This window comes from Thalassospira sp., from assembly GCF_002709775.1.
Lineage (GTDB): Bacteria > Pseudomonadota > Alphaproteobacteria > Rhodospirillales > Thalassospiraceae > Thalassospira.
Window position 1 is genome coordinate 1 of record NZ_PAQR01000049.1, and the last position, 25,581, is coordinate 25,581.

The 25,581-nt window shown below is 54.8% G+C and carries 24 protein-coding genes and 1 pseudogene; 15 read left to right on the forward strand and 10 right to left on the reverse strand.

What is annotated here, in order from left to right; all coding sequences use genetic code 11:
- The 3 genes and pseudogenes from CMO10_RS15720 to CMO10_RS15730 form a co-directional block, all read left to right on the forward strand.
- Positions 1-556 (forward strand): annotated as a pseudogene (locus CMO10_RS15720) (hypothetical protein); the annotation flags it as partial.
- A gap of 86 nt (positions 557-642) precedes the next feature.
- Positions 643-909, forward strand: a complete 267-nt coding sequence (locus CMO10_RS15725; RefSeq protein WP_297024072.1) for a universal stress protein — start codon at positions 643-645, stop codon at positions 907-909.
- 77 nt (positions 910-986) lie between these two features.
- Positions 987-1,580: a chromate transporter gene (locus CMO10_RS15730; protein WP_297024074.1), complete on the forward strand. Its 594-nt coding sequence runs from the start codon at positions 987-989 to the stop codon at positions 1,578-1,580.
- Positions 1,581-1,612: 32 nt separating this feature from the next.
- On the opposite strand, the gene CMO10_RS15735 is transcribed toward CMO10_RS15730, so the two are convergent.
- Positions 1,613-2,494: a helix-turn-helix transcriptional regulator gene (locus CMO10_RS15735; protein WP_297024076.1), complete on the reverse strand. Its 882-nt coding sequence runs from the start codon at positions 2,492-2,494 to the stop codon at positions 1,613-1,615.
- A 526-nt stretch (positions 2,495-3,020) separates the two neighbouring features.
- Here CMO10_RS15735 and CMO10_RS15740 point away from each other — a divergent pair.
- The 6 genes from CMO10_RS15740 (at position 3,021) to CMO10_RS15765 (ending at position 9,557) form a co-directional block, all read left to right on the forward strand.
- The gene (locus CMO10_RS15740) at positions 3,021-3,611 is read left to right on the forward strand and encodes a DUF2285 domain-containing protein (RefSeq protein ID WP_297024077.1); all 591 of its coding nucleotides are present in this window, start codon (positions 3,021-3,023) and stop codon (positions 3,609-3,611) included.
- 101 nt (positions 3,612-3,712) lie between these two features.
- Positions 3,713-4,669, forward strand: a complete 957-nt coding sequence (locus tag CMO10_RS15745; protein WP_297024080.1) for an ArdC family protein — start codon at positions 3,713-3,715, stop codon at positions 4,667-4,669.
- Entirely contained in the window at positions 4,660-5,184 is a 525-nt protein-coding gene (locus CMO10_RS15750; protein ID WP_297024081.1) for a thermonuclease family protein, read from the forward strand. Before CMO10_RS15745 ends, CMO10_RS15750 begins: the two co-directional genes overlap by 10 nt.
- Positions 5,185-5,259: 75 nt before the next feature.
- Positions 5,260-7,278 carry a ParB/RepB/Spo0J family partition protein gene (locus CMO10_RS15755; RefSeq protein WP_071240732.1) on the forward strand — a complete coding sequence of 673 codons (2,019 nt, stop codon included), beginning with the start codon at positions 5,260-5,262 and terminating at the stop codon, positions 7,276-7,278.
- Between the two features lie 63 nt (positions 7,279-7,341).
- Complete coding sequence (locus CMO10_RS15760; RefSeq protein WP_007092089.1) at positions 7,342-8,385, forward strand: DUF7146 domain-containing protein; 1,044 nt, start codon at positions 7,342-7,344, stop codon at positions 8,383-8,385.
- A 236-nt stretch (positions 8,386-8,621) separates the two neighbouring features.
- Positions 8,622-9,557 (forward strand): DUF2493 domain-containing protein, encoded by a 936-nt coding sequence (locus CMO10_RS15765; protein WP_297024083.1) that lies wholly within the window; start codon positions 8,622-8,624, stop codon positions 9,555-9,557.
- Between the two features lie 202 nt (positions 9,558-9,759).
- Here CMO10_RS15765 and CMO10_RS15770 read toward each other — a convergent pair whose 3' ends face one another.
- Together CMO10_RS15770 and CMO10_RS15775 are read right to left on the reverse strand one after the other, a co-directional pair.
- Positions 9,760-10,221 (reverse strand): GNAT family N-acetyltransferase, encoded by a 462-nt coding sequence (locus tag CMO10_RS15770; protein WP_007092087.1) that lies wholly within the window; start codon positions 10,219-10,221, stop codon positions 9,760-9,762.
- 220 nt (positions 10,222-10,441) lie between these two features.
- The gene (locus CMO10_RS15775) at positions 10,442-11,932 is read right to left on the reverse strand and encodes a methyl-accepting chemotaxis protein (RefSeq protein ID WP_007092086.1); all 1,491 of its coding nucleotides are present in this window, start codon (positions 11,930-11,932) and stop codon (positions 10,442-10,444) included.
- Positions 11,933-12,541: 609 nt separating this feature from the next.
- Here CMO10_RS15775 and CMO10_RS15780 point away from each other — a divergent pair.
- The 6 genes from CMO10_RS15780 (at position 12,542) to rlxS (ending at position 17,111) form a co-directional block, all read left to right on the forward strand.
- Entirely contained in the window at positions 12,542-12,880 is a 339-nt protein-coding gene (locus tag CMO10_RS15780) for a DUF736 domain-containing protein (RefSeq protein WP_007092084.1), read from the forward strand.
- Between the two features lie 318 nt (positions 12,881-13,198).
- The gene (locus CMO10_RS15785) at positions 13,199-13,372 is read left to right on the forward strand and encodes a hypothetical protein (RefSeq protein WP_167710579.1); all 174 of its coding nucleotides are present in this window, start codon (positions 13,199-13,201) and stop codon (positions 13,370-13,372) included.
- A 179-nt stretch (positions 13,373-13,551) separates the two neighbouring features.
- Positions 13,552-13,791 carry a helix-turn-helix transcriptional regulator gene (locus tag CMO10_RS15790; protein ID WP_007092083.1) on the forward strand — a complete coding sequence of 80 codons (240 nt, stop codon included), beginning with the start codon at positions 13,552-13,554 and terminating at the stop codon, positions 13,789-13,791.
- A 26-nt stretch (positions 13,792-13,817) separates the two neighbouring features.
- The gene (gene traF, locus CMO10_RS15795) at positions 13,818-14,336 is read left to right on the forward strand and encodes a conjugative transfer signal peptidase TraF (RefSeq protein WP_297024088.1); all 519 of its coding nucleotides are present in this window, start codon (positions 13,818-13,820) and stop codon (positions 14,334-14,336) included.
- Positions 14,324-14,881, forward strand: a complete 558-nt coding sequence (locus CMO10_RS15800; protein WP_007092081.1) for a lytic transglycosylase domain-containing protein — start codon at positions 14,324-14,326, stop codon at positions 14,879-14,881. The genes traF and CMO10_RS15800 overlap by 13 nt, the downstream gene beginning before the upstream one ends.
- A gap of 253 nt (positions 14,882-15,134) precedes the next feature.
- Positions 15,135-17,111 carry a relaxase/mobilization nuclease RlxS gene (gene rlxS, locus CMO10_RS15805; RefSeq protein WP_297024090.1) on the forward strand — a complete coding sequence of 659 codons (1,977 nt, stop codon included), beginning with the start codon at positions 15,135-15,137 and terminating at the stop codon, positions 17,109-17,111.
- 239 nt (positions 17,112-17,350) lie between these two features.
- On the opposite strand, the gene CMO10_RS15810 is transcribed toward rlxS, so the two are convergent.
- The 7 genes from CMO10_RS15810 to CMO10_RS15840 form a co-directional block, all read right to left on the reverse strand.
- A complete protein-coding gene (locus CMO10_RS15810) occupies positions 17,351-19,156 on the reverse strand; it encodes an ABC transporter ATP-binding protein (protein ID WP_007092079.1) in 1,806 nt (601 codons plus the stop codon).
- Between the two features lie 92 nt (positions 19,157-19,248).
- A complete protein-coding gene (locus tag CMO10_RS15815) occupies positions 19,249-20,193 on the reverse strand; it encodes an acetamidase/formamidase family protein (protein WP_007092078.1) in 945 nt (314 codons plus the stop codon).
- Positions 20,194-20,195: 2 nt separating this feature from the next.
- The gene (locus CMO10_RS15820) at positions 20,196-21,824 is read right to left on the reverse strand and encodes an ABC transporter substrate-binding protein (RefSeq protein ID WP_007092077.1); all 1,629 of its coding nucleotides are present in this window, start codon (positions 21,822-21,824) and stop codon (positions 20,196-20,198) included.
- A gap of 72 nt (positions 21,825-21,896) precedes the next feature.
- Positions 21,897-22,817, reverse strand: a complete 921-nt coding sequence (locus CMO10_RS15825) for an ABC transporter permease (protein WP_007092076.1) — start codon at positions 22,815-22,817, stop codon at positions 21,897-21,899.
- Complete coding sequence (locus CMO10_RS15830) at positions 22,817-23,665, reverse strand: ABC transporter permease (protein ID WP_007092075.1); 849 nt, start codon at positions 23,663-23,665, stop codon at positions 22,817-22,819. The genes CMO10_RS15825 and CMO10_RS15830 overlap by 1 nt, the downstream gene beginning before the upstream one ends.
- Before the next feature lie 15 nt (positions 23,666-23,680).
- A complete protein-coding gene (locus CMO10_RS15835) occupies positions 23,681-24,304 on the reverse strand; it encodes an ANTAR domain-containing response regulator (RefSeq protein WP_007092074.1) in 624 nt (207 codons plus the stop codon).
- Positions 24,304-25,488: a transporter substrate-binding domain-containing protein gene (locus CMO10_RS15840; protein WP_007092073.1), complete on the reverse strand. Its 1,185-nt coding sequence runs from the start codon at positions 25,486-25,488 to the stop codon at positions 24,304-24,306. The genes CMO10_RS15835 and CMO10_RS15840 overlap by 1 nt, the downstream gene beginning before the upstream one ends.
- Between the last annotated feature and the right edge of the window lie 93 nt (positions 25,489-25,581).

Sequence of the window (25,581 nt, forward strand, 5' to 3'; positions counted from 1 at the left end):
AAGCGCAAACATAGTACCAACGGGATGTTGTCACCCGTCGAATTCGAAAGACGAAAAATCTGATCAAACCGGGTGTCTACAATTCCAGGGGCTATTCAATCTCCGACGCCTTTACCTGAATAACGATCTCAGCGCAGGGCGCTATCCCGTCCTGGGTCGTCCGGTTTCAGTAGGAAGCATCACCGTACCGATGTTTTGCGTCGGCACTGCCTCCTATCATATTGCGCCGTGGCGCTCCGTCTACAAGCTGCATCTCCTGTCTTCAGCCGAACTGACCTTTGTACTGGCCACAGGCGGGCACAACGGCGGCATCGTGAGCGAACCTGGCCGTGGCAAGCGTCAGTATCAAATCCATACGCGCGCCCTGAATGAAGGGTACATGGCGCCGGATGAGCGGCAAGCCATGGCACAGACGCATCCAGGTTCATGGTGGCCAGCATGGTCGGCGTGGCTTCGAGAGCGTTCCGGTGAAGGTGTTGCGCCTCCGCTCATGGAAGCTGAATCCAATGGATACCCCACTATTTGCGATGCCCCGGGGGAATATGTACGCAGCTGAATAAGCGAATACCTCTCCCGCTATTGCGGCACGGTATGCGCAATATCTATTCGACACCCCATCTACTTTGATAACTGGAGACATTCATGTACTTAAGACTGCTGGTTCCGCTCGACGGAAGTTCTACCGCCAATTTGGTCCTCCACCACGCTGCGGTGCTGGCACGCCTAAGCGGTGCAACCATCATCTTGCTGCACATCATCGAGGAGATGAAGCACAGCAACGGATTCGAGAGGCCGAGAATTTACCTTGAAGAAGTAAGGCCGGGCTTCCTGGCGGTCATGCCCCGAAAGCGGACCACGATAGCACGCCATCCACCCTGTCGTTTTCGGGAACACTGCAGACCATCGTGATTTGGGGGCTGATCTGGTGGATTCCGGTTTTGGCTGCCTTTGGGCTCAGCCAATCGGCGGTTTTGCCTGAGCTCGGGATGTTTTTCTCCAAACTGGCTGTCGTAACCTTTGGTGGAGCCTATGCGGTTCTCGCCTATATGGCACAGGATGTGGTGAACAGTTTTGGCTGGCTGTTGCCCGGTGAAATGATGGACGGGCTTGGCCTAGCCGAAACAACGCCGGGGCCGCTTATTCTGGTGACAGAATTTGTCGGGTTCCTGGCTGCCTATCGTGAAGGTGGAATGATTTCCGGGCTTCTCGGGGCTGCTCTTACGGTCTGGGTTACCTTCGCTCCCTGCTTTCTCTGGATATTCGCTGGCGCCCCTTATATCGACTGGATCGCATCCCGGCCGAGGCTTAAAAATGCGCTTGCCATGATCACATCTGCGGTCGTTGGGGTTATCCTAAACCTCGCGATCTGGTTCGCACTTCACGTATTCTTTAAGAATGTGTCGAGATATGAAGCCGGAATTTTCAATTTCTGGCTACCTGAAATGGCGTCAATTGATCTACTCGCATTTGGAATTTCAGCTTTGTGCGGCATCATGTTGCTGGGTTTTCATTGGGGGATCGTCAGGGTTCTGCTGATTGCCGCCGTAGGGTCTCTTGCGTTGGCATTTTTCAATTTCTAGCTTTAGATAAATTGGGCGTCAAATCACAAATTTCATCTGCTGTTGTGATCTCTGAACTTTGAAGGAGAGATTCCCGTTATCTGATGAAAGGTATCCGTAAAGTGCGAATGGCTTGAGAACTGAAGGTTCAGGGCAATTTCTGTGATTGATTGATCGTGCTTTATCAGCATTTCTTTAGCCCGACTTATCCGTCTTTCCCGGATATAGCGCCAGGGTGACTTACCAAAACTCTGTTTGAATGCCTTCCTGAAGTAATCAGTGCTCAGATCAACCGCGTTAGCAAGATCATCCAGTCGAATGTTTTCAGTCAGATGATGTTCTATATAAACTTTAATGTTCTTCTCACGCACAGAACCAAGCCCTCCCGTAATGATAGAAGGTTGATATAGGCGTCTCTTTCCGAATATCTCGTATAACTTGATAACCAGAGATGCCCCTAATAGTTCGAGGCACGCACTATCGCAGTGAGCCGGTTCTCCGAGAGATTTCCGCATATACAACAGTAATTCGAGAAGCCAGTCGTTTCGAATGGCCAAGCGCGATGGCAAAGAGGGAATATTGCCGGAAAAGGCAGAAGCCACATTTTCTTCAATAAACTTGGTGCTCATTGCCACAACCAATATTCTTTGTGGTGTTGACCAGCTGAGTTCTGCAAGAGAGTTTGCATTACTGATGTGGATGTGACCGCATCGAACCTTGAGACGATAATTCCTCCGGGCAGAATTGTAGCGTAACAGGGTAGGGTCTCCCTCATGGAGTGCAACACAGGGTTGGGCTGTGCCAAGAATGAGTCCGTCGCAAGTAGAGATATCGCAACGACAGATAAACAGCTCTCCAACGGTTTTGTGATGAAGGAACCTTAGATGTTTGGTGGGGATTCCTGAGCCGAAATCCCAAATTTCAGTGTCGACCATTTCGAGACTTCCCAAGGGAGTTTATTCAACTTGCGGGTCTTTTCTTTGAGTTTTTAAACTTTTGATTGAAAGTTTATTTTGCGGTGCAAAATGGCCGAAATGTGACGGTTCTGAAGGTTGGTTGTTCCTGATGTAAAATAAGAGCAGATTACAACCACATTTTGTAATTGATGCCTGAATTTCGAAAGCATCATGCTCCGCTCTTATCGATATTTATCGATAATGCTTGCCGGTATTTTACGTCCATCAAGCATCTTCATTTTGCACAGTGGCTGATTGAAGGAGGCACACCACATGAATGGTTTGCCTGCAAAATCACAAGAGATTCATCCCCGTAATTCGACGGATCCTGTTGTCTATGATGGCTTTCATGCTTTGGACAGGGCCGGATGGGCATGGCAATGGCTTAAGAGGAATAGAGACCTTTCCAGTCATTTAGGGGAATGCGCTTTTCTCGTCGATAAACCCGTGATGCTTAAGTCAAGGATAGTCCGATCACGCTGCAATCAGAAATTGATCCCATGGCATGTCATGTTTTGCCGACCGGAAGACCGATACAGTCATCTGGTTGCCGAATATCAATCCCTTCGTTTTGGTTGCACATGCATTACGTACCGAGTTAAAGGACGAAGTCGACTTATTCGACATTTCCAGGTTTGGCACCGCATCTACCCTTTTTGTTGCGCAAAACCATCGTCAGCACTTGCTGCTGAGCGACCAATACCGTCATCTTCAAATAGTGATTGCCGAAGGCACCCTTCTCGAGGGACCAGTCCGTTTGCGATTTATCATTTCCGGTATGAAGCGCCTGAAAGAGCAGGCGCTTGCCTTGCAACGGTTTCATGCATTTTATCGCTTCGGACGATTTCCAAACGCCCTGTATCCCGTCGAACGACGCGCACCGCGCTGGAAAATGATGCTCCAGGCCTGGGATGGGCGGCAGGCCGGTGCTTCCCACCGGGAAATCGCCGAAGTGCTTTATGGTCACCGAACTGTTGCCGAAGACTGGTCGGCAGGGTTCCTGAGGACCCGCGTTCAACGCCTATTGCGCGGCGCCGACAGGCTGGTCCATGGCGGGTATCTGGACATTCTGCAAGGTGGGAGCGGGCTGTCATGAAGGAGGTCAGCCGGTCAAGAGCCAGAGTGGGCAAACACCTCTGCGACAGGTTTGTCAGGTCAAGAGAAAGGCTTTTGACCGGCCTGTCGTGGAGAACGACCATGACAGCTTATAATCGCAAAACGGGAAAATATACCCGCTCCAATCTCTATCAGGACATCACCGATAAAATCATTGCCCAGCTTGAACAGGGAACCTTTCCCTGGGTTCAGCCCTGGGGCAGTCCATCGGCAAGCGCCTCGCTCGGATTGCCGCAAAATGCCGCGACTGAACGTACTTATTCCGGCATCAATGTCCTGATCCTCTGGGGGGCTGTGTTCGAAGCCGGGTATTCATCGCAAAGCTGGCTGACCTTCCGACAGGCACTCAAGCTTGGCGGCACTGTACGAAAGGGAGAACGCGGTATCACGGTTGTCTATGCCAGCCGGTTCATTCCGGGTGAAGGTAAAAAGTCGGGGCAGTTCACATCAGATGCCAGCAAAGACCCGCGGGCCATTCCCTTCCTCAAACGTTTCACGGTCTTCAATCTCGACCAGTGCGAAGGGTTGCCGAAGGATGTAACCGTACAATCGATCCCGCCCGATACAAGCCTGATCGAGCCGAAGGCCGAGGAACTGATCCGGGCATCGGGTATCGACTTCCGGATCGGCGGACGCCGGGCATTTTACAGTCCGGATGACGATTATGTCCGGGTGCCGCCACCCCAAGCCTATTTCGAGCCGATTAACTGGCATCGCACAGCCTTGCATGAATGCAGTCATGCCACTGGCCATAAAACCCGCCTTAACCGTGATCAAAGCGGATCGTTCGGATCAAAAAAATATGCGTTCGAGGAACTGGTCGCTGAAATGTCAGCGGCATTTCTCTGTGCATCGCTCGGTATCGTTCCGACCGTCCGGCATGCCGATTATCTCGCCTCATGGCTTCAGGTCCTGCGCGAGGATAATCGCGCCATCGTGCGTGCGGCCAGCCAGGCGTCAAAATCTGCCGACTATCTCTTGGCGAAGCTCGATACCGTAACCGAGGCCGGATCAAAGGAGGTGGCATCATGCGTATGATCGTCTCTCTCAAATATGCGGTCATGGCCCTTGTCGTGATCGCTGGAGGGCTAGCCATCGCACCTGTGTTTGAGACGGATCTGCATAAAGGGCCCGCAGCAGTGATTGATGCGGACACCCTGCAAATTAACGATACCCGCTATCGTCTCTACGGGGTCGATGCGGTAGAGGCCAACCAAATGTGCCGCAAACCGGACGGAACACCATGGCCCTGCGGTCAGCAGGCGATAGTTGCACTTTCCAGTTTGCTACGGGGCAGGGAGGTCGCCTGCGAAGCCTGGCAGGGTGATCTTCGTGATACCTATGATCGTCTGATCGCAATATGCCATGCCGGGGCAGACAATCTGGCCGAATGGCTGGTTAAAAATGGCTGGGCGGTGGCTGATCCGGATGCCAATCGGCTGTACAATTACACCGCAGTGGAGCGCACCGCGAAGTTCCTTGGCAAGGGGATCTGGTCGGGCGGTTTTGAGCAGCCGCAGGACTGGCGGGCTACTCGAACAGGAAAAGAGTAAAAGAACAGGTCGGGGCTTTGTGACGGGCCCGGTTGGGAAAAGAAGGCTTTTCCCGGTCCGTCATGGAGAACCGATATGACCAATCGCAAGAAAATCTCCCTGTCCCGTTCGCAGGATATCCCGTTTGACAAACTGGTGATGAGCGAACGCAATGTCCGGCATGTCCGCGCCGGGATCTCGATCGAGGAACTGGCCGAAGACATTGCCCGGCGGACCTTGCTGCAATCTCTCAGCGTCCGGCCGGTTACGGATGATGATGGCAAGGAAACCGGTCGACACGAGATCCAGGCTGGTGGGCGGCGCTACCGCGCGCTGGAATATCTCGTGAAAGAAAAACGGCTGGCAAAGAACGCAGCAATCCCATGTGTCATTCGCGAAGACGGGTTGCTTGAGGAAGATTCCCTGGCCGAAAATGTCCAGCGGATCAATCTGCATCCGCTTGATCAGTTCCGGGCATTTCAGACCCTGAGCGAAAAAGGCCTGAGCGTCGAAGATATTGCCGCGCGCTTCTTTGTAACGGCGAAGATTGTCCGCCAACGGCTGAAACTGGCATCCGTATCGCCAAAGCTGCTTGATCTTTATGCCGAAGAGGAGCTGACGCTTGAACAACTGATGGCCTTTAGCGTGACCGATGATCAGGCTCGTCAGGAACAAGTCTGGGATAGTGTCCGGCAGGCCTACAATCAGGAACCGTATTATATCCGCCGCTTGCTGACCGAAGATACAGTGCGGGTTACCGACAAACGCGTGCGGTTTGTCGGTCTCGAAGCCTATGAGGAAGCTGGTGGTGTTGTCATGCGCGACCTGTTCTCGCAGGTCGATGAAGGCTGGCTTCAGGATGTTGCCTTGCTTGAAAAGCTGGTCGCAACCGGACTTGAAGCCGAGCGTGATGCGATTGTAGATGAAGGCTGGAAATGGATCGAGGTCGCGGTCGATTTCCCCTATGGCCATACCATCGGTCTGGAACGGATCAGCGGCGAGGTCGAACCATTGTCAGACGAGGAAACGGCCTGGCAGGACGCGTTGCGAAACGAACTGGCCGGGATCGAAGAGCATTATTTCGTCGATCAGGATGAAGACCTGCCCGAGGAAGTGGATAAACGTCTCGGGGAAATCGAGGCCGAACTTGAAGCCTTCGACAATCGACCCGTCCTTTATGCTCCGGATGATATCGCCAAGGCCGGTGTGTTTATCAGTCTTGAGTCTGATGGCAGTGTGCGGATCGAGCGCGGTTTCGTGAAGCCGGAAGATCAGGAGCAGGATGACGATACAGTCGATCCTGATCAATCCGGCGATCCGCAAACCGGTGACGAAGCGGACGACGATGAGAATGCACCCAATACGGCCATTGACGGGCTGGACGAACCGGATGATATCCGTGTCAAACCGCTGTCGGACCGGCTGATTCTCGAACTCACGGCCTATCGGACACTGGCTTTGCGTAATGCTCTGGCTGGTGATCCCGATATCGCCTTTCTGGCCGCTTTGCATGTTCTGGTCCTGCAGAGCTTTTATCACTTTGGTTCGGGCAGCTGCCTGCAGATCACGTTTAAAAGCAGTGGCTTCTCGGTCCAGCCACCCGATCTCAATGACAGCCCGGCGGCAAGCGATATCGCTGCACGTCATGAGAATTGGGAACGGCAGATGCCGGGTGACCCCGATCATCTCTGGGCGGCGCTGTGCGAAATGGACACGGATAGCCGTATGGCTCTGTTTGCCCATTGCGTCTCGCTGACCCTCTATGCGGTGTCGGAACCCTGGAACCGTCACAGCGATGCCGTCCGTCATGCCGATATCCTTGCCGATGTCCTGAAACTCGATATGGCAACATCCGGCTGGAAACCGACTGCGGACAATTACCTCTCGCGGGTGCCGAAGAACCGCATTCTCGAAGCGGTCACCGAGGCGCTGGGCACGGAAACTGCCCAACGGATCGATCACCTCAAGAAGGGGGGCATGGTACGTGAGGCCGAGCAGTTGCTGAACGATACCGGCTGGGTGCCCGAGCCGTTACGGACGCCGGAACTGCAATCAGTTGCCGAGGACGAGCCGGATGATGGGCCTTCGGAACCGGTCGCGACTGCAGCCGAATAATCCCGTCTCTATCTTCTAGCCCGGTCCGCTATGGATCGGGCTTCTTTTCTGAGGAGCGATATCATGCAGGTGGGAATGCTGGCAGATGCGCTGGCCTCTCAGGCCCTGGCGGTATGCCGATGTTATCTACCATCGGGCAGAAGGCAGGGACAATACTGGATATGCGGCGATGTCCATGGCACGCCGGGGCGCAGTCTTTTTGTCCGTATCAGCGGGTACCGTGCCGGGAAATGGTGCGATGCCGCCACCGGTGAATATGGTGATCTTCTCGATCTGATCATGCTCAATCGTGGCCTTTCGTTTCGCGATGCTCTGGCAGAAGCACGACACTTTCTAGGCATGCCGTGCCTTCCCGAACCACCGGTTACTGTCTCTCAGGACAGCTCGGATGCCTATGATCCGATTGCCGCGGCACGCCGCCTGTTTGCGGCATCAGTCCCGATCACGGGCACACTTGCCGAACGGTATCTGGGTAGCAGGGGTATGCAATTGACCCAGGATCACACGGCCCTGCGGTTCCACCCGCATTGCTATTACCGCAATGAGACCGGGGTTGAGGTCTGGCCCGCGTTGATTGCAGCGGTCACCGATCTCAAGGGCATGATCACCGGCATTCATCGTACCTGGCTTGACCCGGAAACGTGCGACAAGGCACCGGTTGACCAACCACGCCGGGCACTAGGGCAGCTTCTGGGACATGCCGTTCATTTCGGTCAGTTGGGAGACATTGCTATCGCGGCGGAAGGTCTTGAGACAGCGCTCACCCTCAAAATGCTGTTCCCGAACCTGCCGGTCCTTGCCGCTCTGTCGGCAGCGCATCTCGGGGCGCTGATCCTGCCCGATATTCTGCAGCGGCTTTACGTTGCCAGTGACAATGATCCAGCCGGATGGCAGGCGTTCAACCGTCTTCGGTCCCGGCATACGGATCGGGATATCCGTGCACTCGTGCCCCGGCTGGATGACTTCAATGCCGACCTGATCACCTTCGGTCCTGATCCGGTTCGGCAATCGATTGCGCGTCAACTACTTCCCGAAGACGTTCCGCGGTTTGTACTTTGCCCACAGCCTACACGTAGCCGTCATGCGTCTGGTCACGGCCCGGCATGACAGAACAGGTCTGTTCTCTCTCCTCAGGACCGCATCGCGGTCTTTCCAGTGCGGGGATTTGCCGGAGGTCGGGCCGGTGGCAACAGCAGGCTGTCCTCCACTGCGTTACGGTCCGGATCGTGCTTGTGCGCTGCCATCGCAAAAGGACCCACGGATGCCACCGGCCCTGATCCCTCCGGCGGGCAATCCCCGGAAAGACCGCAAAGAATGCGGTCTCGTCACCGGGAGAAAGAACCATGCTGTCCTGCAATTCTGACATGCAAACCGACCACTCCGATGCCTCCGCGACAAATTTGGCAAGCGATCAACTCCATCTCTTCGAAATTCATCCGGGGCCCCATGAAAACACTCTTGGTCCGATGCCCGAACCCGATCAGGCTGATCAACTGATTGCGGCCGGGATGAACATCTTCGTCGATCTTCTGGGCGACAGTGCGCTCGAAAAGGATCTCGGCGAATGCCTGTGGAACGTCGTCAATATCTTCCATCGCCGCATAGCCTGGCTGGATCGGTTGCTTGATGACAATGAGCAGCAACAGCGCCGACTGACCGCCGAACAGGATGGGTCGGAGATCAAATCCGTCGAACTCGAACGCTCTCTTGCCACGGGCGAATTAATCATCGAGCGGCGCGACATGTTCGAAACCTTTCGCGAGATTGCCTGCGATCATTATGAATTATTGACCGCCTCGGCATGGCGGCCGCGCAACGGATCGCTCACCAACCGTCGGACACTCACCGCTGCCATGATCGATAGTCGCGACTTCCTGGCTGCCAAACGCAAGGCGGAAATTGAACCCCTGATGCCGTCTGGCCCACGCATTGCCTTTACCGGTGGTCTCGAATGCAACGATCATGTCCGTATCTGGGAAGCGCTGGATGCAGCCAAATCAAAGCATCCGGATATGGTCCTGATCCATGGCGGTTCACCCAAAGGGGCCGAGAAGATTGCCGCCTGCTGGGCGGATAATCGAAATGTTTCCCAGATCGTGTTCAAGCCTGACTGGAACCGGTTCCGCAATGCTGCACCCTTCAAACGCAACGATCAGATGCTTGATGCATTGCCCATCGGCGTGATCCTGTTTCCCGGTTCGGGTATCTCGCAGAACCTTGCTGACAAGGCACGCAAGGCCGGTATTCCGGTCTGGCGGTTTGGTGAGAGTGGCGCGTGACGCGCTGCTCTTTCCAAAATCTGCGACCACGAAACTGTGGTTCGCACATAAGCAGGGCACCGTTCGATGCAACGAACCAACCCTTTCGCCCACGACTGCCTCCGCGATGAGTGAGCGATAAGCTTGGCTGTCCTATTATCGCGCGCCGGGCGTTCGAGAGGTAAGTGTTAACGAGGATTTTCCCGATAGATGACCGGGCGTTTCATGGCTCCGGTGAAACCACGCCCGCCTTGAGTTTCAAGCGATAAACATTCGTTTCCCGTCGTTCAAAGCCCATTCGTTGATACAGACGATTGGCTGTCTCACGAGAAGGTCGGGAGGTCAGATCTATCTTTTCGATCCCATGGGATGTCGCATGATTAATTGCTGCGCGCACCAGTCTTTCTCCCAAACGGCGCTTTTGATGGGTTGTCATTACAACCACATCATCAATGAAGGCACGTAGTCCCGTCGCAACCCGAAAGATGACCAGGGTTGTCATGCCGACTATTTCTTCATTGGCACGAGCCACGAAGATTGTTGTCGACGGGTCCGCTAGCATCGCCTTCAGATTTCCCAGAGAAAAGCCAGGTTCGGTTGAAGACAATTGTGTCACCAGGGCTCCAATAGCTTGAACATCTGTCGGTTTGGCGGTCTTAAGCTGGGTGATAGCAATATCGGTCACATGCTTCTCCGGTATGCAGGGATGGGGGGATCGGGAAACTGTGACGTTCGGAGTAAGCTGCAAATGTCTTGTCCTTCATCACCGATCCGATTTAAAGACCAGACTTGCAAAGTAACGGGCCTTAAGATGTCGGTAAAGCCGAGATAACTACTCTGTTCCAGGCCTCATGCAATCGATTGGCCGACTATTCTCCACCCTCTTTGACGGCCCCGATTTTGAATTATCTCGCCAGAATTTCGGCCGCTTCACGCGTTCTTGTGACGGAATTCCCGACCGTACCGGAAATACCCTGAATCTCGGTGAGCCTTTGTACCAGTTCATCGACCGATACCGCCATTGTCTGCATGTTTTGAGAAACACTCTCTGTCACGGCACTTTGTTCTTCAACGGATGACGAGATACTGGTCACACTGTCGCGTGCGGTCTCAATCGAGCCACGAATTGTTTCAAGTGACCGGACAACTTCGTTCGAGATTTCCTGCACGCCACTGATTTCGGCCGAGATCTGGTCGGTGGCTTTGGCTGCCTGATTGGCAAGGTTTTTGACCTCATTGGCGACAACGGCAAATCCCTTTCCGGCTTCCCCGGCACGGGCGGATTCAATGGTGGCATTCAGCGCCAACAGATTGATCTGCCCGGCAATGCCCTGAATGACTTCGACGATGCCGGTCATTGCAGAAACCACGTCCGCCATTTTTTGTGTCGATTGGTTGGCATTGACGGTTTGGGAAAAGGCACGTTCCGTTTCATCCCGGCTCTGTGCCATGCTGCGTGAGATTTCGGCGATCGAGGCGGACAGTTCTTCGGCACTGGCCGCGACGGTTTGGACGGAACTGGAGCTTTGGGCCGCCGCCGATGCACCGCTTGCTGCCGCCGTGTCGAGACTGACGATATTCTCGTCGATCTCGCCAAAGTTGGTGTCGATCATCGCTTTGAGATTGATCAGAAGCTGCACCTGTTCGGTGACATCCGTTGCAAGTTTGACAACCCTTTCCGGGACGCCGTTTTGATCAAAAATCGGATTATAGGCGGCTTCCAGCCAGACTTCCTTGCCATTCTTGCCAAGGCGTTTGAACTGGGCGGCCTGAACCTCGCCTTTTCTCAATTTACCCCAAAATTCTTTATATTCGGATGAACTGTCATAGCCCGGTTCGACAAACATGCTGTGGTGCTTCCCGATTATTTCGTCCTCTTTATATCCCATGCTATTGAGGAAATTCTGGTTGGCTTTGAGAATTTTGCCATTGAGATCAAATTCGATAACGGCCTGGGAGCGGTCAATTGCTTTGAGCATCCCTTCCAGCGCGGCGTGTTCCTTGCGGCGGGCTGTGATGTCTGTGGCAAACTTGATGACTTTGACCGGCTGGTCGCTGGCATTGAGGATCGGGTTGTATGTTGCCTCAAGCCAGACGGTTTCACCATCCTTGCGAATACGCTGAAACGCATCGCGCTCAAATTCACCGTTTGAAAGCTTCTGCCAGAATTCCTTGTAGGCGGGGCTTTTGGCATATTCGGATAAGACAAATATCGAATGATGCTTGCCGACAATCTCATCCAGTTCATAGCCCATGGTGGCAAGAAAATTGGCATTGGCGGTGAGGATTTTACCGTCCAGCGAAAATTCGATCACGGCCATTGATCGGCCCAGAGCTTCATAAATCTGTTGCCCCTGCAACGCACCATTACCGTTCTTGAAAAGATTGAAAGCCATGAAAGGTTCTCCCCAGAGGTGAGTTGTGATCGCGATGGGCGATCTTTAATCGTGTAACGACGGCCCGTAACTACTGTCCTATTCATAAGTATGGGGTGTTGCCTTTGATTCAAGTTCGTGTGGGCGAGAAATAATTCCGGGAATTGCAGGATTTGATGCGGTCAGGAGAACGGTTCAAAGCCGATACCTTGATCGAACGGTTTGGGTTTGCCTCAGAACAGCAGAATTGGGGACCGTGATGTTCCTCCGGAACCAAACGAGCTACGGGACTGGTTTCGACCTTTAAAACGCCAAGTTTCTGGTCGTCTTTATTCTGGTAAAGGCTTGGTCTGATGGCTATTCGTCTCCGCTTTTGGGCTGTTTGAGGCTCGTGGAAACCATTCCTGCATGTCTTTGTGCGCGTAAATCCCGCGCCGTTCCGTTCAACCCGCCTGATCGAAAAATGTCCCCGCCGTCCTGCGTCCGGCTTCCTCGCGCGACAAATTTTTCGATCGTGCGGGTGCTTCGCTGTGCTGCGCTCCTTCGGATGAACCGTTCCGGCTATGCGGTCTTTTCGCTGGCGACATCGCAGGGATGATCCCGCGATAAAACAGCAAATGGAGACCTATCATGGCTATCACCCTTGGCACTTTCACCAAACAGAATGACGGCAGCTTCACCGGCCTTCTCAAAACCCTGAATATCAACGCCAACCTGGTTATCGTTCCGACCGAAAAAATCGCCGAAAACGCTCCTGACTATCGCGTCTATGCCGGCAACGGTAACCGATACGAGGTCGGTGCGGGCTGGAGCCAGATCGCCAAAACCAGCGGTGAAACCTATATCAACCTCAAGATCGCCGCCCCCGAATTCGGGCCAAACTGGGTTCGGGCCCGCCTCGTCAAACTCGAAACACCGACCGAGGATGGCGTCTCGCATCTGGCCCTTTGGGAACCGCGCGAACGCTGAAAATATCCTTCTCACTTGGCCCTGCCGGGTTATCCCGGTGGGGCTTTTCTTATGTTCCGCCATCACAGACTGTGCTCCGTGTGGGGCAGGGGAAAGAGAGTTTGTCGTCTCGAATGTGCCATTTTGCCATCCGGCTTTTGGCATCCGTCAAGGATCGCGGGCCCCGCCAAAATGCGTCATTCCGCTTCGCTTCATTCTGCATTTCGGTTCCTCCCGCGCCCGCTTCGCGGCGGCTAAGGCCGTCCCTGACCGATGCAGCGCGGATGCCTTCGGATCGCTGTTCTCAATGACAGAACGGTTCAATCGAAGGAGCAGATCATGTCACATTCCATCGCATATCAAGGCCATTTTTACAGTGAAGACGAACTGCACGAGGCCCTCTGGCTGGTGCAAATTGAACTGCGGAACGGCCTGCCGGAAGAGGAAAAACGCGAAGCCGAGGAGCAGCTTACTGAACTGAATGGTCTGCTGAAATCCCTGCACAATCCATAACCAAAGGGCATGTTCAGGACCGCAGTTGAATATTGGTGTAGCCTCCTTTCGTGATGGAAATCCCGTCACCATGAGGGGGATCGTTTTTGACAGGGGGGCGGTTTTCGAGCGTCCCCAGACCCGTCCTGTCCCGCCACACTCCGATCGCTTTTGACGATGTTCGACGAAAGGATCGCGTGATGACGGATTACAACACACGGGCGATGGAAGCCCGCAAGGGCAGCCCTTTTCTCTCCACCCAGCAGGCGGCGTTCTATCTTTCCCTATCCGCCCGAACCCTTGAAAAGATGCGTTTCAATGGCAAGGGACCACGCTATCGCAAACATGGCCGTTATGTCCGTTATCATATCGACGATCTCGATGCCTGGTCGGAAGGGCGTGAACCCGGCACGCACTCCGATGACGGAGAACGCGCATGAGATACCGCCATTTATCGCGGCACTTGATGCCCCGGAAGGATGTCCGGCATGGCATCGGTCCCGGTCTTTTGGGTGTTCTCGGGATTGGCCTGATCGGTCTTTCTACAGCCTATAACAGAATCCCGTGGCTGATCTGGAACGCATCGCCGAGCGCCCCGGTCGGGCTCTATCGGATGGTTTCCGGCGCGCCCCAAAAGGGTGATTTCGTTCTGGTTCGTCCCCCGAAACCGGTATCCGCCTTGGCAAGTTCACGCCACTACATCCCGGCCAATGTCCCGCTTGTCAAACGCATTGCGGCCATTGCCGGGGACCATGTTTGTGTGGCCCGTCGCGTCATTCTGATCAACGGTCATGCGGTCGCCCGACAGCTTGAGCGCGACAGTTTCGGGCGTAAAATGCGCCTGTGGCAGGGGGGCCGGTTACTGCAGGACGGCGAATATTTCCTGCTGATGGCAGAAGTGCCAGCCTCATTTGACAGCCGGTATTTCGGGCCTGTGCGGAGCAAAAACCTGATCGGGAGGCTCGTACCATTATGGGTAAACTGAACCTTCTGATCTTCCTTCTTTGTTGGCTCTTCATCAGCAATATTCATGCTCAGCCAGCGGAGAATTGGGACCACGAAATCGTAACCGCATCGCAAAGATTTGCCATTCCCTCGGAATGGATCCGTGCTGTCATAGAGGTGGAAAGTAGCGGTAAACCGGACGCGGTTTCTTCGGCCGGGGCGATGGGGTTAATGCAATTGATGCCGGCAACCTGGGGTGAATTGCGACAGCGTTATGGCTTTGGCAATGATCCTTTCAATCCGCGTGACAACATTCTCGCAGGCACCGCTTATCTGCGCGAGATGTATGATCGGTTCGGCTATCCCGGTCTGTTCGCGGCCTATCATGCCGGTCCCGGACGGTATGAAGCTCATCTGCGTTTCGGAAAACCCTTGCCGGTGGAAACGCAACGCTATGTCCCAAAGCTTGAAGAGCTTGTGTCAACGCGAGAGGGCGACAATACGGGTGGGACCGGGGATTTCTCCGGGTCCGCTCTGTTCTTCCCGCTTTCCAGTCACAGCAATGGTTCCGGTGTGTTCCCGTGAGTTTTTCGCAGGCTTGGAGCCAGATGCGAACTGGTATGCGCTTGGAGGCAGAAGAGCGGGGCAGCGTAAGGCAAGATAAAACAACGGCACCATCGTGTTGCCTCGATGCCCTCAAATCTTTGTCTGCACATCTTTTTTTCATGGCGAAGGATAGTGCCAAGGCGGGCAGGGATGGTGCCATTCTCCACGCTGAGCCGCAGAAACCCTTGTCTTTAATGGTGCCAATTGTTGCTGGAAAGCATTGGAGAATGCAATGGCTGACGATGTCTTCAAACCGAAGCTTGGCAAGATTCGCTCGCGTGGCGGCAAGGGTGGGCGCAAGTTTCTGCATCGGGTGCTTGCAGCGACCAATCGCGCAGGGGGATACCGGCGTTTGGGCCGGTCGCGCTTTACCGGCAGTCGACTGGGGCGTGCAAGCGGGGTCGGGCAGATTCTCGCCAGCCGGGATCGTTATGCTGCCTTCCGGCAGCGTCGGGTGATCATCAAATCACGGATTGTCCGGTTGACCGGGAAAGGCATGCAGGGTGCACGGGCGCATCTGCGCTATATCCAGCGCGACGGCGTCACAAGAGAAGGATTGCCCGGCGCGCTTTACAACGCGGATCAGGATCGGGCGGATGGTAAAGAATTCCTCGAGCGGGCCGATGGTGACCGGCATCAGTTCCGCTTTATCGTTTCGGCCGAGGACGGTGCAGAATATGCTGATCTCAAGCCGGTGACCCGGCGGCTGATGAGGCAGATGGAAATCGACCTTGGCACGACCCTCGACTGGGTGGCGGTCGATCACTTCAATACCGGCCATCCGCATACCCATATTTTGATGCGCGGCAAGGATGATCAAGGGCGTGATCTGGTTATTGCCCGCAACTATATGGCACGCGGTATGCGCGAACGTGCCGCCGAGATTGTCAGCCTTGATCTCGGGCCGCGCACCGATCTGGAAATTGAAAACCGGTTGCGGCGTGAAATCGATCAGGATCGCCTGACCAGCATTGACCGTAACCTGCTGCGTCAGATCGGCGAGGACCGGATTGTGAGCGCAGCAGACAGAGATGCCTTTCGCCAGAGCCTCCGCGCGGGACGTTTGCAGAAGCTCAGGCGTCTTGGATTGGCCGAGGAAATTGCGCCCGGCCATTGGCGTCTGGAGGCAGGTCTGGAAACAACATTATCCCGGATGGGCGAACGCGATGACATCATCAAGACCCTGCACCGGGAAATGAAACGCCGGGAGATTGTCCGCAGCCCCGCCGATTTTGTGATTGATGCAAGAAGTGAATTGGACCAACAGCCTGTCGTCGGTCGTGTTGTCACACGTGGCCTGTCGGATGAACTTAATGATCGGCATTATCTGATCGTCGATGGGGTGGATGGCAAGACCCGCTATGTCGAGATCGGCAAGGGGGAGGCGACTGAACCGGTTCCCGAAGACAGCATCGTTCAGATATCTTCAAGGAACATTCAACCTCGGAAAGTCGACCGTACAGTTGCAGAGGTCGCCCAGGAGAATGAGGGGCAATACAGCATCGACTTGCATCTGGAACATGATCCGACGGCGACGGAGGAATATGCCAGAACCCATGTCCGGCGGCTGGAAGCCATGCGTCGTTTGACTCAAGGCGTAGAACGTGAACCGGATGGGACATGGATTATTGCGTCCGATCATCTCGACCGGGCGGTTGAATATGAACGGGAGCGCGGCAAGGCCTCGCCGGTGATGATCCGGCAACTATCCCATCTGTCGCTTGAGCAGCAACTGGAAACCGACGGAGCGACCTGGCTGGATCGAGAGCTGGTGGGTTCAGACTCATTATCTGTTCGGGATGCCGGTTTTGGTCGCGAGGTGCGCGACGCTCAGGCCAGACGTCGTCAATGGCTAGTTGCCCAGGGACTGGCGCGTCAGGAGCAGGACCGGACCGTCTATCGTTCCGATCTGATCGATAGATTGCAAAAGCGGGAATTGGCACGCGTTGCCCGGCAGTTCTCGAAAGAACTCGGTTTGACCTATGTCGAGGCGGGCTCTGGCGAGCGCGTGGAAGGAACATTGCGGCGTTCGGTTGAACTTGCCAGCGGTAAATATGCGCTCATTGAAAAGAGCCGGGAGTTTACCCTTGTTCCATGGCGGGCTGTGCTGGAGCGTCAGCTTGGCAAGCAGGTGTCGGGGATTATGCGTGACGGGAATACGATATCTTGGGCGATTGGCAGGCAGAGAGGTGGCCCGTCTGTTTCATGATTTCGGGCACTTGTTGTTGAACGATACTCCATCAACATTTTGGAAGAGAGAATATAGGTTGTTAAGTAATTAGTGGCGGTTTGACCTATCGTTGTGATGAGGACGATGTCGAAATCCTGCGCGGCAATGACGCCGACTGAATCGCATTGGAGGCGACCTTGGCAACCAGCGTCATGCACGGTGACATCGTGCGCATTGCCGAACGGTGTTTCTGACGGGTGTGCAGGCCACCCAAATTTTCAGGCCGCGTTTTCAATGGCCGATCTGGCGACGAAATGATGGGCGGCGACCTGTTGAAGATCGGCAAAATCGGGTTGATAATCCAGACCATGCACCGGGCTTGGTACTTCGCCGGTAATCAGGTTGAAATGCTGGCGCCGTTTTCTGGGATCGGGGATCGGAACGGCGGACATCAGCTTTTTGGTATAGGGGTGCTGCGGGTTTTCAAACACCGCCCGACGCGGCCCGATTTCAACAATCTGGCCCATATACATCACCGCGACCCGGTGGCTGATCTGTTCGACCACGGCCATATCATGGGAAATAAACAGGTATGAAATCCCGATTTCCGCCTGAAGCTCGCCCAACAGATCCAGAACCTGCGCCTGTACCGAAACATCAAGAGCCGATACAGACTCATCGGCAATGATCACCTTGGGCGATAAGCTCAATGCCCGGGCAATACAGACGCGCTGGCGCTGCCCGCCGGAAAATTCGTGCGGATGGCGGGTGGCGGCATCGACGGGCAACCCGACCCGATTAAACAGATACTCCACCCGGTCATCAAGCTCCGCCCCCTTGGCCAGACCATGGATCACCAGCGGTTCTGCCACCAATTCACCGACCGTCATGCGCGGATCAAGCGACGCATAGGGATCTTGGAAAATCATTTGAACGTTTCGGCGCACCGCCCGGGTTTGCAGCCGCGAGGTCGCATCGATTTCACGCCCGTCAATCACCACTTCGCCCTGCCACGGGATCAAATTCATCAAGGCCCGGCCGGTGGTCGATTTACCACACCCACTTTCGCCAACTATTGAAAGCGTCTCGCCGGGGAAGATATCGAAGCTGACCTTTTCGACCGCATGAACCCGTTTTTGCACGCGTTGCAACAACCCGCCCTTGATATCGAACCGTACGGTCAAATCACGCACCGAAACAAGCGGCTTGGCCAAGCCAAGATCAAGCGCCTTTCGGTCCGTACTTGCCGGGCCTTCGGTCCCGGTCATCGCACCAAGACGGGGCACGGCGGCCAAAAGGCCGCGGGTATAGGCATCACTCGGGGCTTCAAACACCTCAGTGACCGTCCCACTTTCGACCACCTTGCCCTGGTTCATGACAATCACCCGGTCGGCCATTTCGGCGACAACCCCCATATCGTGGGTGATCAGAATGATGGCGGTGCCGGTTTCGCGTTGCAGATCGCGCATTAACCCCAAAATCTGTGCCTGAATCGTCACATCAAGGGCCGTAGTTGGCTCATCGGCAATCAGGACATCGGGGTTGCAGGCCAACGCCATGGCAATCATCACCCGCTGGCGCATGCCGCCCGACAGTTCATGGGGATATTGCGAAAGCCGTTTTTGCGGTTCGGAAATGCGAACCTGTTTAAGCACATCAAGCGCGCGGGCGCGTACCTTGGCCGCGGACATCTGATTATGGGTCGAAATCGCTTCGCCAAGCTGACGCCCGATTGTCAGAACCGGGTTGAGCGACGTCATCGGTTCCTGAAAAATCATCGCGATCTTGTTGCCGCGAATGTTGCGCATTTTACGTTCCGACAGACCCAGCAAATCAATCCCGTTAAGACACACCGCCCCACTGGCAACCTTTGCCATCGGTTCGGGCAAAAGCCCCATGATCGACAGGGAGGTCATTGACTTACCACTGCCGGACTCCCCGGCAATGCAAAGCGTTTCGCCGCGATAAAGATCGAAGCTCAATCCATCAACCACGGTTTTCGGACCGGTGGATGTCGCGACCTGTGTCACCAGATCACGGACTTCAAGGATCTTTTCCACCGCTTTGCTGCCCTGTTCGGTCATTCTGCCAACCCTGCGAAATTCTTTATTTATTTGAAAACTTAAATAAGTGGCTCGAGGCAAGGCACCATCGGGTAACCCTGCCCCGAAAATGCTTAGTCGAATACAATGCGCGGGAAATAGAACGACACAACCCAGTTGGGCTGATCGACAATTTCGCTGATGCGCAGATCACCACAGACAGAACACAGCATATATGCATCAACCGCTGACATGCCCTGTGTCTTGCACAGCCAGTCGACCATGCGGCGCACCGCATCACGCGCCCCGGTCAGCAAATCATTGCTGATGCCGGTCGTGCATTCATAGCCTTTGCTATCAAGATGGCTGGTTACCGGCCCCGGTGTTGTGAAATGCGGCGTTTCAAGCTGCGCATTTTTCACCAGATCAAGGGTCACGGTGGCGTTCATCGGGCTTTCGATTGCCGTCCCGCAAACTTCGCCATCGCCCTGTGCGGCGTGCGTGTCCCCGATTGAAAACAGCCCCCCGGCAACTTCGACCGGAAGATAAAGCGTGGTACCCGCCGCAAGGTCGCGGATATCAAGATTTCCACCAACCCGGCGCGGCGGCACAACCGAATGCAGGCCCGGTTCCGCCGGGGCAAGACCAATGGTTCCGGCAAACGGTTTAAGCGGCACCTTGCCATATTTGGAAAACAAAGACGGGGCCAGCGTATCAGGATCATATTTCCAGATATGCAACGCCGGGTCTTCAAACTGATCGGCCAAAAGGCCAAAGCCCGGAATGTTGGCTGTCCAGCCAAATCCCGATGGTTTGAACCCTTCGAGCGTGATTTTGATCGCATCACCCGGTTCTGCCCCGTCAATAAAGACCGGACCGGTCACCGGATTGATTTTCGAAAAATCCAGTGCGGTCACATCCGCAACCGTACTGTTTTCATTGAACTGGCCTGCGGCACTGTCGACGCATTCAAATTCAATGGTGGTACCGGGCGCCACTGTCTGTGCGGGTGGGATCGAATGATCCCACCCATGATGACAGTGCGCAGAGTGGATTGTGTAATCCGCACATTTGCACATGTTTACTTCACCGCAATGTAGTCATAGTGAACAGGAATGTGGACCGGATCGACAAGCAGGGCGTCGTCGGCCACGATACGGGGCGAGCGAATGGTGAAACGCTGTTCATTGAACACCGGAACCCACGGCGCATCGGCCATTACTTTGGTAAAGATGTCGCGCCACATGTCGATGCGGGCATCGGCCTGTGACGGATCGGCCATCGCATCGGCCTTGGAGGCTTCTGCATCAAGTTCTTCGTTACAGTACCATGACCAGTTCCAGCCACCCGGAACCGCACCGCCACAACCCAAGATCGGGCCATAGAAGTTCGAGGGATCCGGGAAATCGGCAATCCATGCCATGCCACCCGACCAGATCATTGGTGCCTGATCGGCTTCGCCGCCAGCAGCAATCACGTTGGCCTGTGCCAGGGATTTGATTTCAACCTTCATGCCAATCGCCGAAAGATCCTGCTGGATGGCCTGTGCGATACGCGGCTGCGGATCGGTATTGGCCACAAACAGGGTGGTTTCAACGCCGTCAGCATACCCGGCTTCGGCCAGAAGTTCTTTGGCCTTGTCCGGATCAAAGGCGTAACCGGCATAATCGTTGTTGTAACCCGGCATCAGTGGCGGCAACGGCTGGTTGGCCGGCTGTGCACGACCATTAATGACGCGAACGATACGGTCCTTGTTGACCGCCATGTTGACGGCTTCACGGACCTTAAGGTTATCAAAAGGCGGGATGTTGGTATTAAGCGTGATATAGCCGGTATGGAGCTGTTCGCCCGATACCACCAGATCCTTGTATTCCGGGTCATTCATCACTTCGAGGAATTTTGCCGGCGGAATGCCGTCACCGGCGATATCGACTTCGCCGCGTTGCAGGCGCAGAAGTGCGACAACCGGTTCCTGACCAACTTCGACGGTGATCGAGTCAAGTTTCGGAATGCCGTCGATATGGTAGTCCGGATTTGCCTTGAAAATCAGATGCTGGCCAAGGGTCCAGTCTTCGAGTGCAAAGGCACCGGTTCCGACCGGATGTTTGCCGAAATCCTGCCCCCATTCCTCGACGGCTTCTTTCGGCACGATATGGGCAAAGTTCAGCGCCATTTTATGCAAGAAGGCCGCATCGGGCTGATTGAGGGTAAATTTGATGGTGTAATCGTCAACAACTTCGATCCCCGAGAGGCTTTCGGTTTCGCCCGCGGATTCTTCGGCAAATCCTTTGATGGTGTCAAAGAAACCGGCACCCGGGCTTTGGGTTTTCGGGTTTACGACACGCTCAAGGGTGTATTTGACGTCCGATGCCTTGAACTCGCGGCCATTATGGAACGTAACCCCTTTGCGCAGATTAAACGTATAGGTCAATCCATCATCGGAAACCGTGTAATCGGTCGCCAGATCGGGTTTGAGCGTCGTGGTGCCCGGCTCATAATCCATCAGTCCGTCAAACAGGCTTTTGATCATTGACCAGTTCTGCCAGTCATAGCCGATTGCCGGATCAAGGGTCGAAACATCGTCCTTATAGGTTACGACGATGTTGCCTTCACCGGCTTTGGCCTGATCGGCGCCAAGTGTCGCAGCCGTGATGCCGGCACCCGCAATAAGTGCGGCAAATGCGACACCTTTCAGTGCTTTGCTAAACATTATTGATAGTCTCCCTGTGAATTTGATCTTCCATGGGTTCCCTCCTGAAATGCTGCGTCATTTTTTGGTGCATCAGCGCAGCTTGATGCGCGGATCGATGAACGGTGCCACCAAATCCGCCAATAGATTGCCCATCACGATGGCGCAGGCCGAAACCAGCGTCACACCCATGATGATTGGAATGTCCACACGTTGAATGGCCTGCCATGCCAACTGTCCGATCCCCGGCCAGCCAAACACCGATTCGACCACCACAATGCCGCTCATGAACATGCCGATATCGATGCCGATCATCGCAATGATCGGTAAAAGCGCATTGGGAAAGGCGTGAACGAAAAAGACCCGTGCCCGACCAAGACCCTTGGCCCGTGCGGTGCGCACATAATCCTGACGCAGGACATCAAGCATCGATGAACGCATCATCCGCGAATACCAGCCCGCCCCAAGGAACCCCATTGAAATAGACGGCAACACCAGATGCGAAAACGTCCCGTAGCCACCAATCGGGAACCAGCCCAGAACCACCGCAAACAGATACAGCATCAAAATGCCGACCACGAATTGCGGTGCTGAAACACCGACAAAAGATGCGACCATCAAGCCCCGATCAAGCGATGTATTGCGTTTAATCGCACCAATGGCCCCGGCCGTCAGCCCCATCACAAGTTCACAGAAAATCGCCCCGGCCATCAAAAGAAGGGTGGCGGGAAGGCGCGCTGCAATCAGTTCGCCGACTTCGGTTTTCTGCAAATAGGAACGGCCAAAATCACCCATAAGGAGATTGCCGAGATACCGCAAATATTGCTGATAGAATGGAAGGTTAAGCCCAAGCTGTTCGCGGATATTGGCCACCGTTTCCGCCGTTGCCGAACGCCCGGCAATCTGGCGTGCCGGATCGGCCGGTAACATATAAAGCAATGCATAGGTCACGACACTGACGCCAAGCAGAATCAGAAGTGCTGAAACAAGACGACGAAGAATATAAGCAAACATCAGTGGCGTCCCTTCTGGGTCGGGTCAAGAATGTCGCGAAGGGCGTCCCCGACCAGATTAAAGGCCAAGGCCAACAGAATGATCGCAGTTCCGGGGACGAAAACCAGCCACGGTGCCGAGGTGAAATAGGTCTGGTTTTCAAAAATGATGTTGCCCCAGCTTGGCGTTGGTGGCTGTACCCCGACACCGAGATAGGAAAGCGTTGCTTCAAGTAAAACCGTGGTGGCAATGCCCAGCGTTGCCCAGACCACCATGGTCGACAGCAAATGCGGCAACATATGTTTGAAAAGAATGCGGAAACGTCCGGCACCGATGCCCCATTCGGCCTCGATGAACTCACGTTCCGACAATGACCGGGTTTCGGTGTAAATCACGCGCGCTACCTGCACCCAGTTGACCATGGCAATCACCATGGCAACGATCCACAAACTGGGTGTGAAAATTGCGGCCAGAACAATTGCCAGCAACAAGGCCGGAAACGCCATCATCAAATCGGTCGCCCGCATCAGGATCATCCCGATCCATCCTTGGAAAAAGCCCGCCGTCACGCCGACCAATGCCCCGATGATGACCGCGGCACCATTGGCAACGACGCCAATGATCAGGGATGTCTGTGCGCCATACATCAAACGCGACAGCAAATCACGCCCAAGCAAATCCGTGCCCAGAAGGAACTGAGCACTTGGCGGCATTGGCGCGCCTTCAATGGTCAGACCGTCAAACATCTGATTTTGCGGATCATACGGTGCGATCCACGGCGCAAGCAGTGCGGATCCCGCAATGATCACGATGATGATCAACCCCAAAAGTGCCAGTTTTCTTTTGGCCAGTTCAGTAAGAACAAGCATACCCACCCTGTTTCGTTAGTTCGGGGCAATCGTCGCACCGTCACCCGAACCGGTCCGGCCCGATGCAACAATCGCCGCGCAATAGTCTTCAATGGTTTGTTGTTTTTTCATCGCTTCGGCCCGGATGGCTTTAAGCGCCCCGTGCTCGTCGATATTGTGGCTGAGCATCACGGTCATCAGCACCTTGGCGACCACCGGACGCAGTTTGAGCCGACGGCGAAGCTCGCAAATCTCGGCCCGCAATTTTTGTTGTTGTTCAAAGGCATGCACAGCCAAAACCGCCGCACTGAACACCCCGGCCGTTGAAACCGGCTTTTGCAAATGGGCGCCACTTTGACGGCTTAATACCCATTCCAGACGCCCCGGTGCCTCCGACCCGATCAGGGCCACACTTGGCATTGGTGTATGATCGGGTGTCCAGGGGAACTGTTCATCCATGCCCATATCGGCATCGAAAAACAGGATATCGGCCCCTTTGCTTTGCGCATCGTCAAGCCCCGGCAATTCCGGCCAGTACCGGTCAACCGTCATCCCCAAACGTTCAAGATGCCGTAATAATGGATCTATTGCTGCACTCGGACGGTGCAGAACCCATGCATGCCAGCCTCTGAAATTCGGGATGCGGTTTGCGCGTTTCATTAACTGACCACCCGCAAATTTTTAGCCCCGGCCTTTCCCACCTTGCGGCGGAACGCATCGGCATCGAAATGCACAAGATAGGGATCGGGCTCAACCGCCTGATCGGCGCGTGATACGATCTTGAACCATCCGGCTTCGCCGATTTCACCAATCAACGGTGTCAACGCCGCATGGTTGCTGGTGGCATCGATCTGGACCATGCCAAAAGGTGTCTGAACCGGTTTGCGCATTAAGTGATGCCGGACCGCGGGCACGTCATCGGTATTGGCCCGCCGGATCGACTGGGCCAGCATTTTGACCGTGGCATATCCTTGCGCGACAAAGGCCGACGGGATGCGGTCCGCCCCGGCAAATTCGTGGAACCGCGCCAGCCAGGCGGTGTTTTGTGCATCGGTCTGATTGGCAAAGTAGATCGCCGTACTCAGATGCCCAATCCCGGCCGAGCCCAACTGCACCAATTCGCATTCCGTAAGGTTGCAACTGACAATAGGGCGCTTGTCGGCGGCGAATTCCGGGTCCTGCTCGGCCAGTTTTTGATAGGCCTTGAAAAAGGCATAGCTCGAATTGCCGATCATGTTGTTGAGGATAAAGTCCGGCTTCTTGGCTTTGATGTCTTCGATAATATGGTCGACATCGACACTGTCGATCGCCAGATACTTTTCGCCCAGAACTTCCCCGTCACAGGCCTGAATAAGTTCGCGCCCGATCCGGTTGGTTTCCCAGCCCCAGATATAATTCGATCCGGTCAAATAGACCCGGCGGCCGAATTTCGGGATCACATGCTCAAACAATGGCAGGATATGCTGATTGGGATTGGCCCCGGTATAAATCACATTCTCGCTGCATTCGAACCCTTCATACGGGCACGGATACCACAAAAGCGCATCGAGCTTTTCAACCGTCGGCAGGACTTCTTTGCGTGCCAGCGACGTGATCGTGCCGATGATGTGCTTGCACCCGTCATGGCGGATGAGGCTGTCGCAAAATTCGGTATAGCGTTCGGGCACACCGGCCGGATCGCGGAACTCCGGTGCAAGACGGAATGCGAATTCAGGATCGTGATTGACCTCTTCGAGCGCCATGCGCGCGCCATCATAAAGATCCTGCGCTATGGCCCGGTACGGTCCGGTCACGGAATAAAGAAATCCGACCCGGTAAACCGGATTGGTGTGCGTCTCGCCCAAAACTAAAAGCCCCTAAAACAAAAAAACCCGCGCTTCGTTGCAATGCAAAGAAACAGCAGGCCTTGATTGGCATGCGGCGATTTGTTGCCGCTA

Excerpts from the sequence above, each read along its gene's own strand:
- CMO10_RS15755 (WP_071240732.1), top strand. The coding sequence starts at position 5,260 with ATGACCAATCGCAAGAAAATCTCCCTGTCCCGTTCGCAGGATATCCCG.
- traF (WP_297024088.1), top strand. The coding sequence starts at position 13,818 with ATGCCCCGGAAGGATGTCCGGCATGGCATCGGTCCCGGTCTTTTGGGT.
- CMO10_RS15780 (WP_007092084.1), top strand. The coding sequence starts at position 12,542 with ATGGCTATCACCCTTGGCACTTTCACCAAACAGAATGACGGCAGCTTC.
- CMO10_RS15745 (WP_297024080.1), top strand. The coding sequence starts at position 3,713 with ATGACAGCTTATAATCGCAAAACGGGAAAATATACCCGCTCCAATCTC.
- CMO10_RS15825 (WP_007092076.1), bottom strand. The coding sequence starts at position 22,817 with ATGTTTGCTTATATTCTTCGTCGTCTTGTTTCAGCACTTCTGATTCTG.
- CMO10_RS15735 (WP_297024076.1), bottom strand. The coding sequence starts at position 2,494 with ATGGTCGACACTGAAATTTGGGATTTCGGCTCAGGAATCCCCACCAAA.
- CMO10_RS15725 (WP_297024072.1), top strand. The coding sequence starts at position 643 with ATGTACTTAAGACTGCTGGTTCCGCTCGACGGAAGTTCTACCGCCAAT.
- CMO10_RS15730 (WP_297024074.1), top strand. The coding sequence starts at position 987 with ATGTTTTTCTCCAAACTGGCTGTCGTAACCTTTGGTGGAGCCTATGCG.
- rlxS (WP_297024090.1), top strand. The coding sequence starts at position 15,135 with ATGGCTGACGATGTCTTCAAACCGAAGCTTGGCAAGATTCGCTCGCGT.
- CMO10_RS15815 (WP_007092078.1), bottom strand. The coding sequence starts at position 20,193 with ATGTGCAAATGTGCGGATTACACAATCCACTCTGCGCACTGTCATCAT.
- CMO10_RS15800 (WP_007092081.1), top strand. The coding sequence starts at position 14,324 with ATGGGTAAACTGAACCTTCTGATCTTCCTTCTTTGTTGGCTCTTCATC.
- CMO10_RS15740 (WP_297024077.1), top strand. The coding sequence starts at position 3,021 with ATGTCATGTTTTGCCGACCGGAAGACCGATACAGTCATCTGGTTGCCG.
- CMO10_RS15810 (WP_007092079.1), bottom strand. The coding sequence starts at position 19,156 with ATGACCGAACAGGGCAGCAAAGCGGTGGAAAAGATCCTTGAAGTCCGT.
- CMO10_RS15820 (WP_007092077.1), bottom strand. The coding sequence starts at position 21,824 with ATGTTTAGCAAAGCACTGAAAGGTGTCGCATTTGCCGCACTTATTGCG.
- CMO10_RS15775 (WP_007092086.1), bottom strand. The coding sequence starts at position 11,932 with ATGGCTTTCAATCTTTTCAAGAACGGTAATGGTGCGTTGCAGGGGCAA.
- CMO10_RS15750 (WP_297024081.1), top strand. The coding sequence starts at position 4,660 with ATGCGTATGATCGTCTCTCTCAAATATGCGGTCATGGCCCTTGTCGTG.
- CMO10_RS15790 (WP_007092083.1), top strand. The coding sequence starts at position 13,552 with ATGACGGATTACAACACACGGGCGATGGAAGCCCGCAAGGGCAGCCCT.
- CMO10_RS15835 (WP_007092074.1), bottom strand. The coding sequence starts at position 24,304 with ATGAAACGCGCAAACCGCATCCCGAATTTCAGAGGCTGGCATGCATGG.
- CMO10_RS15785 (WP_167710579.1), top strand. The coding sequence starts at position 13,199 with ATGTCACATTCCATCGCATATCAAGGCCATTTTTACAGTGAAGACGAA.
- CMO10_RS15760 (WP_007092089.1), top strand. The coding sequence starts at position 7,342 with ATGCAGGTGGGAATGCTGGCAGATGCGCTGGCCTCTCAGGCCCTGGCG.
- CMO10_RS15765 (WP_297024083.1), top strand. The coding sequence starts at position 8,622 with ATGCTGTCCTGCAATTCTGACATGCAAACCGACCACTCCGATGCCTCC.
- CMO10_RS15830 (WP_007092075.1), bottom strand. The coding sequence starts at position 23,665 with ATGCTTGTTCTTACTGAACTGGCCAAAAGAAAACTGGCACTTTTGGGG.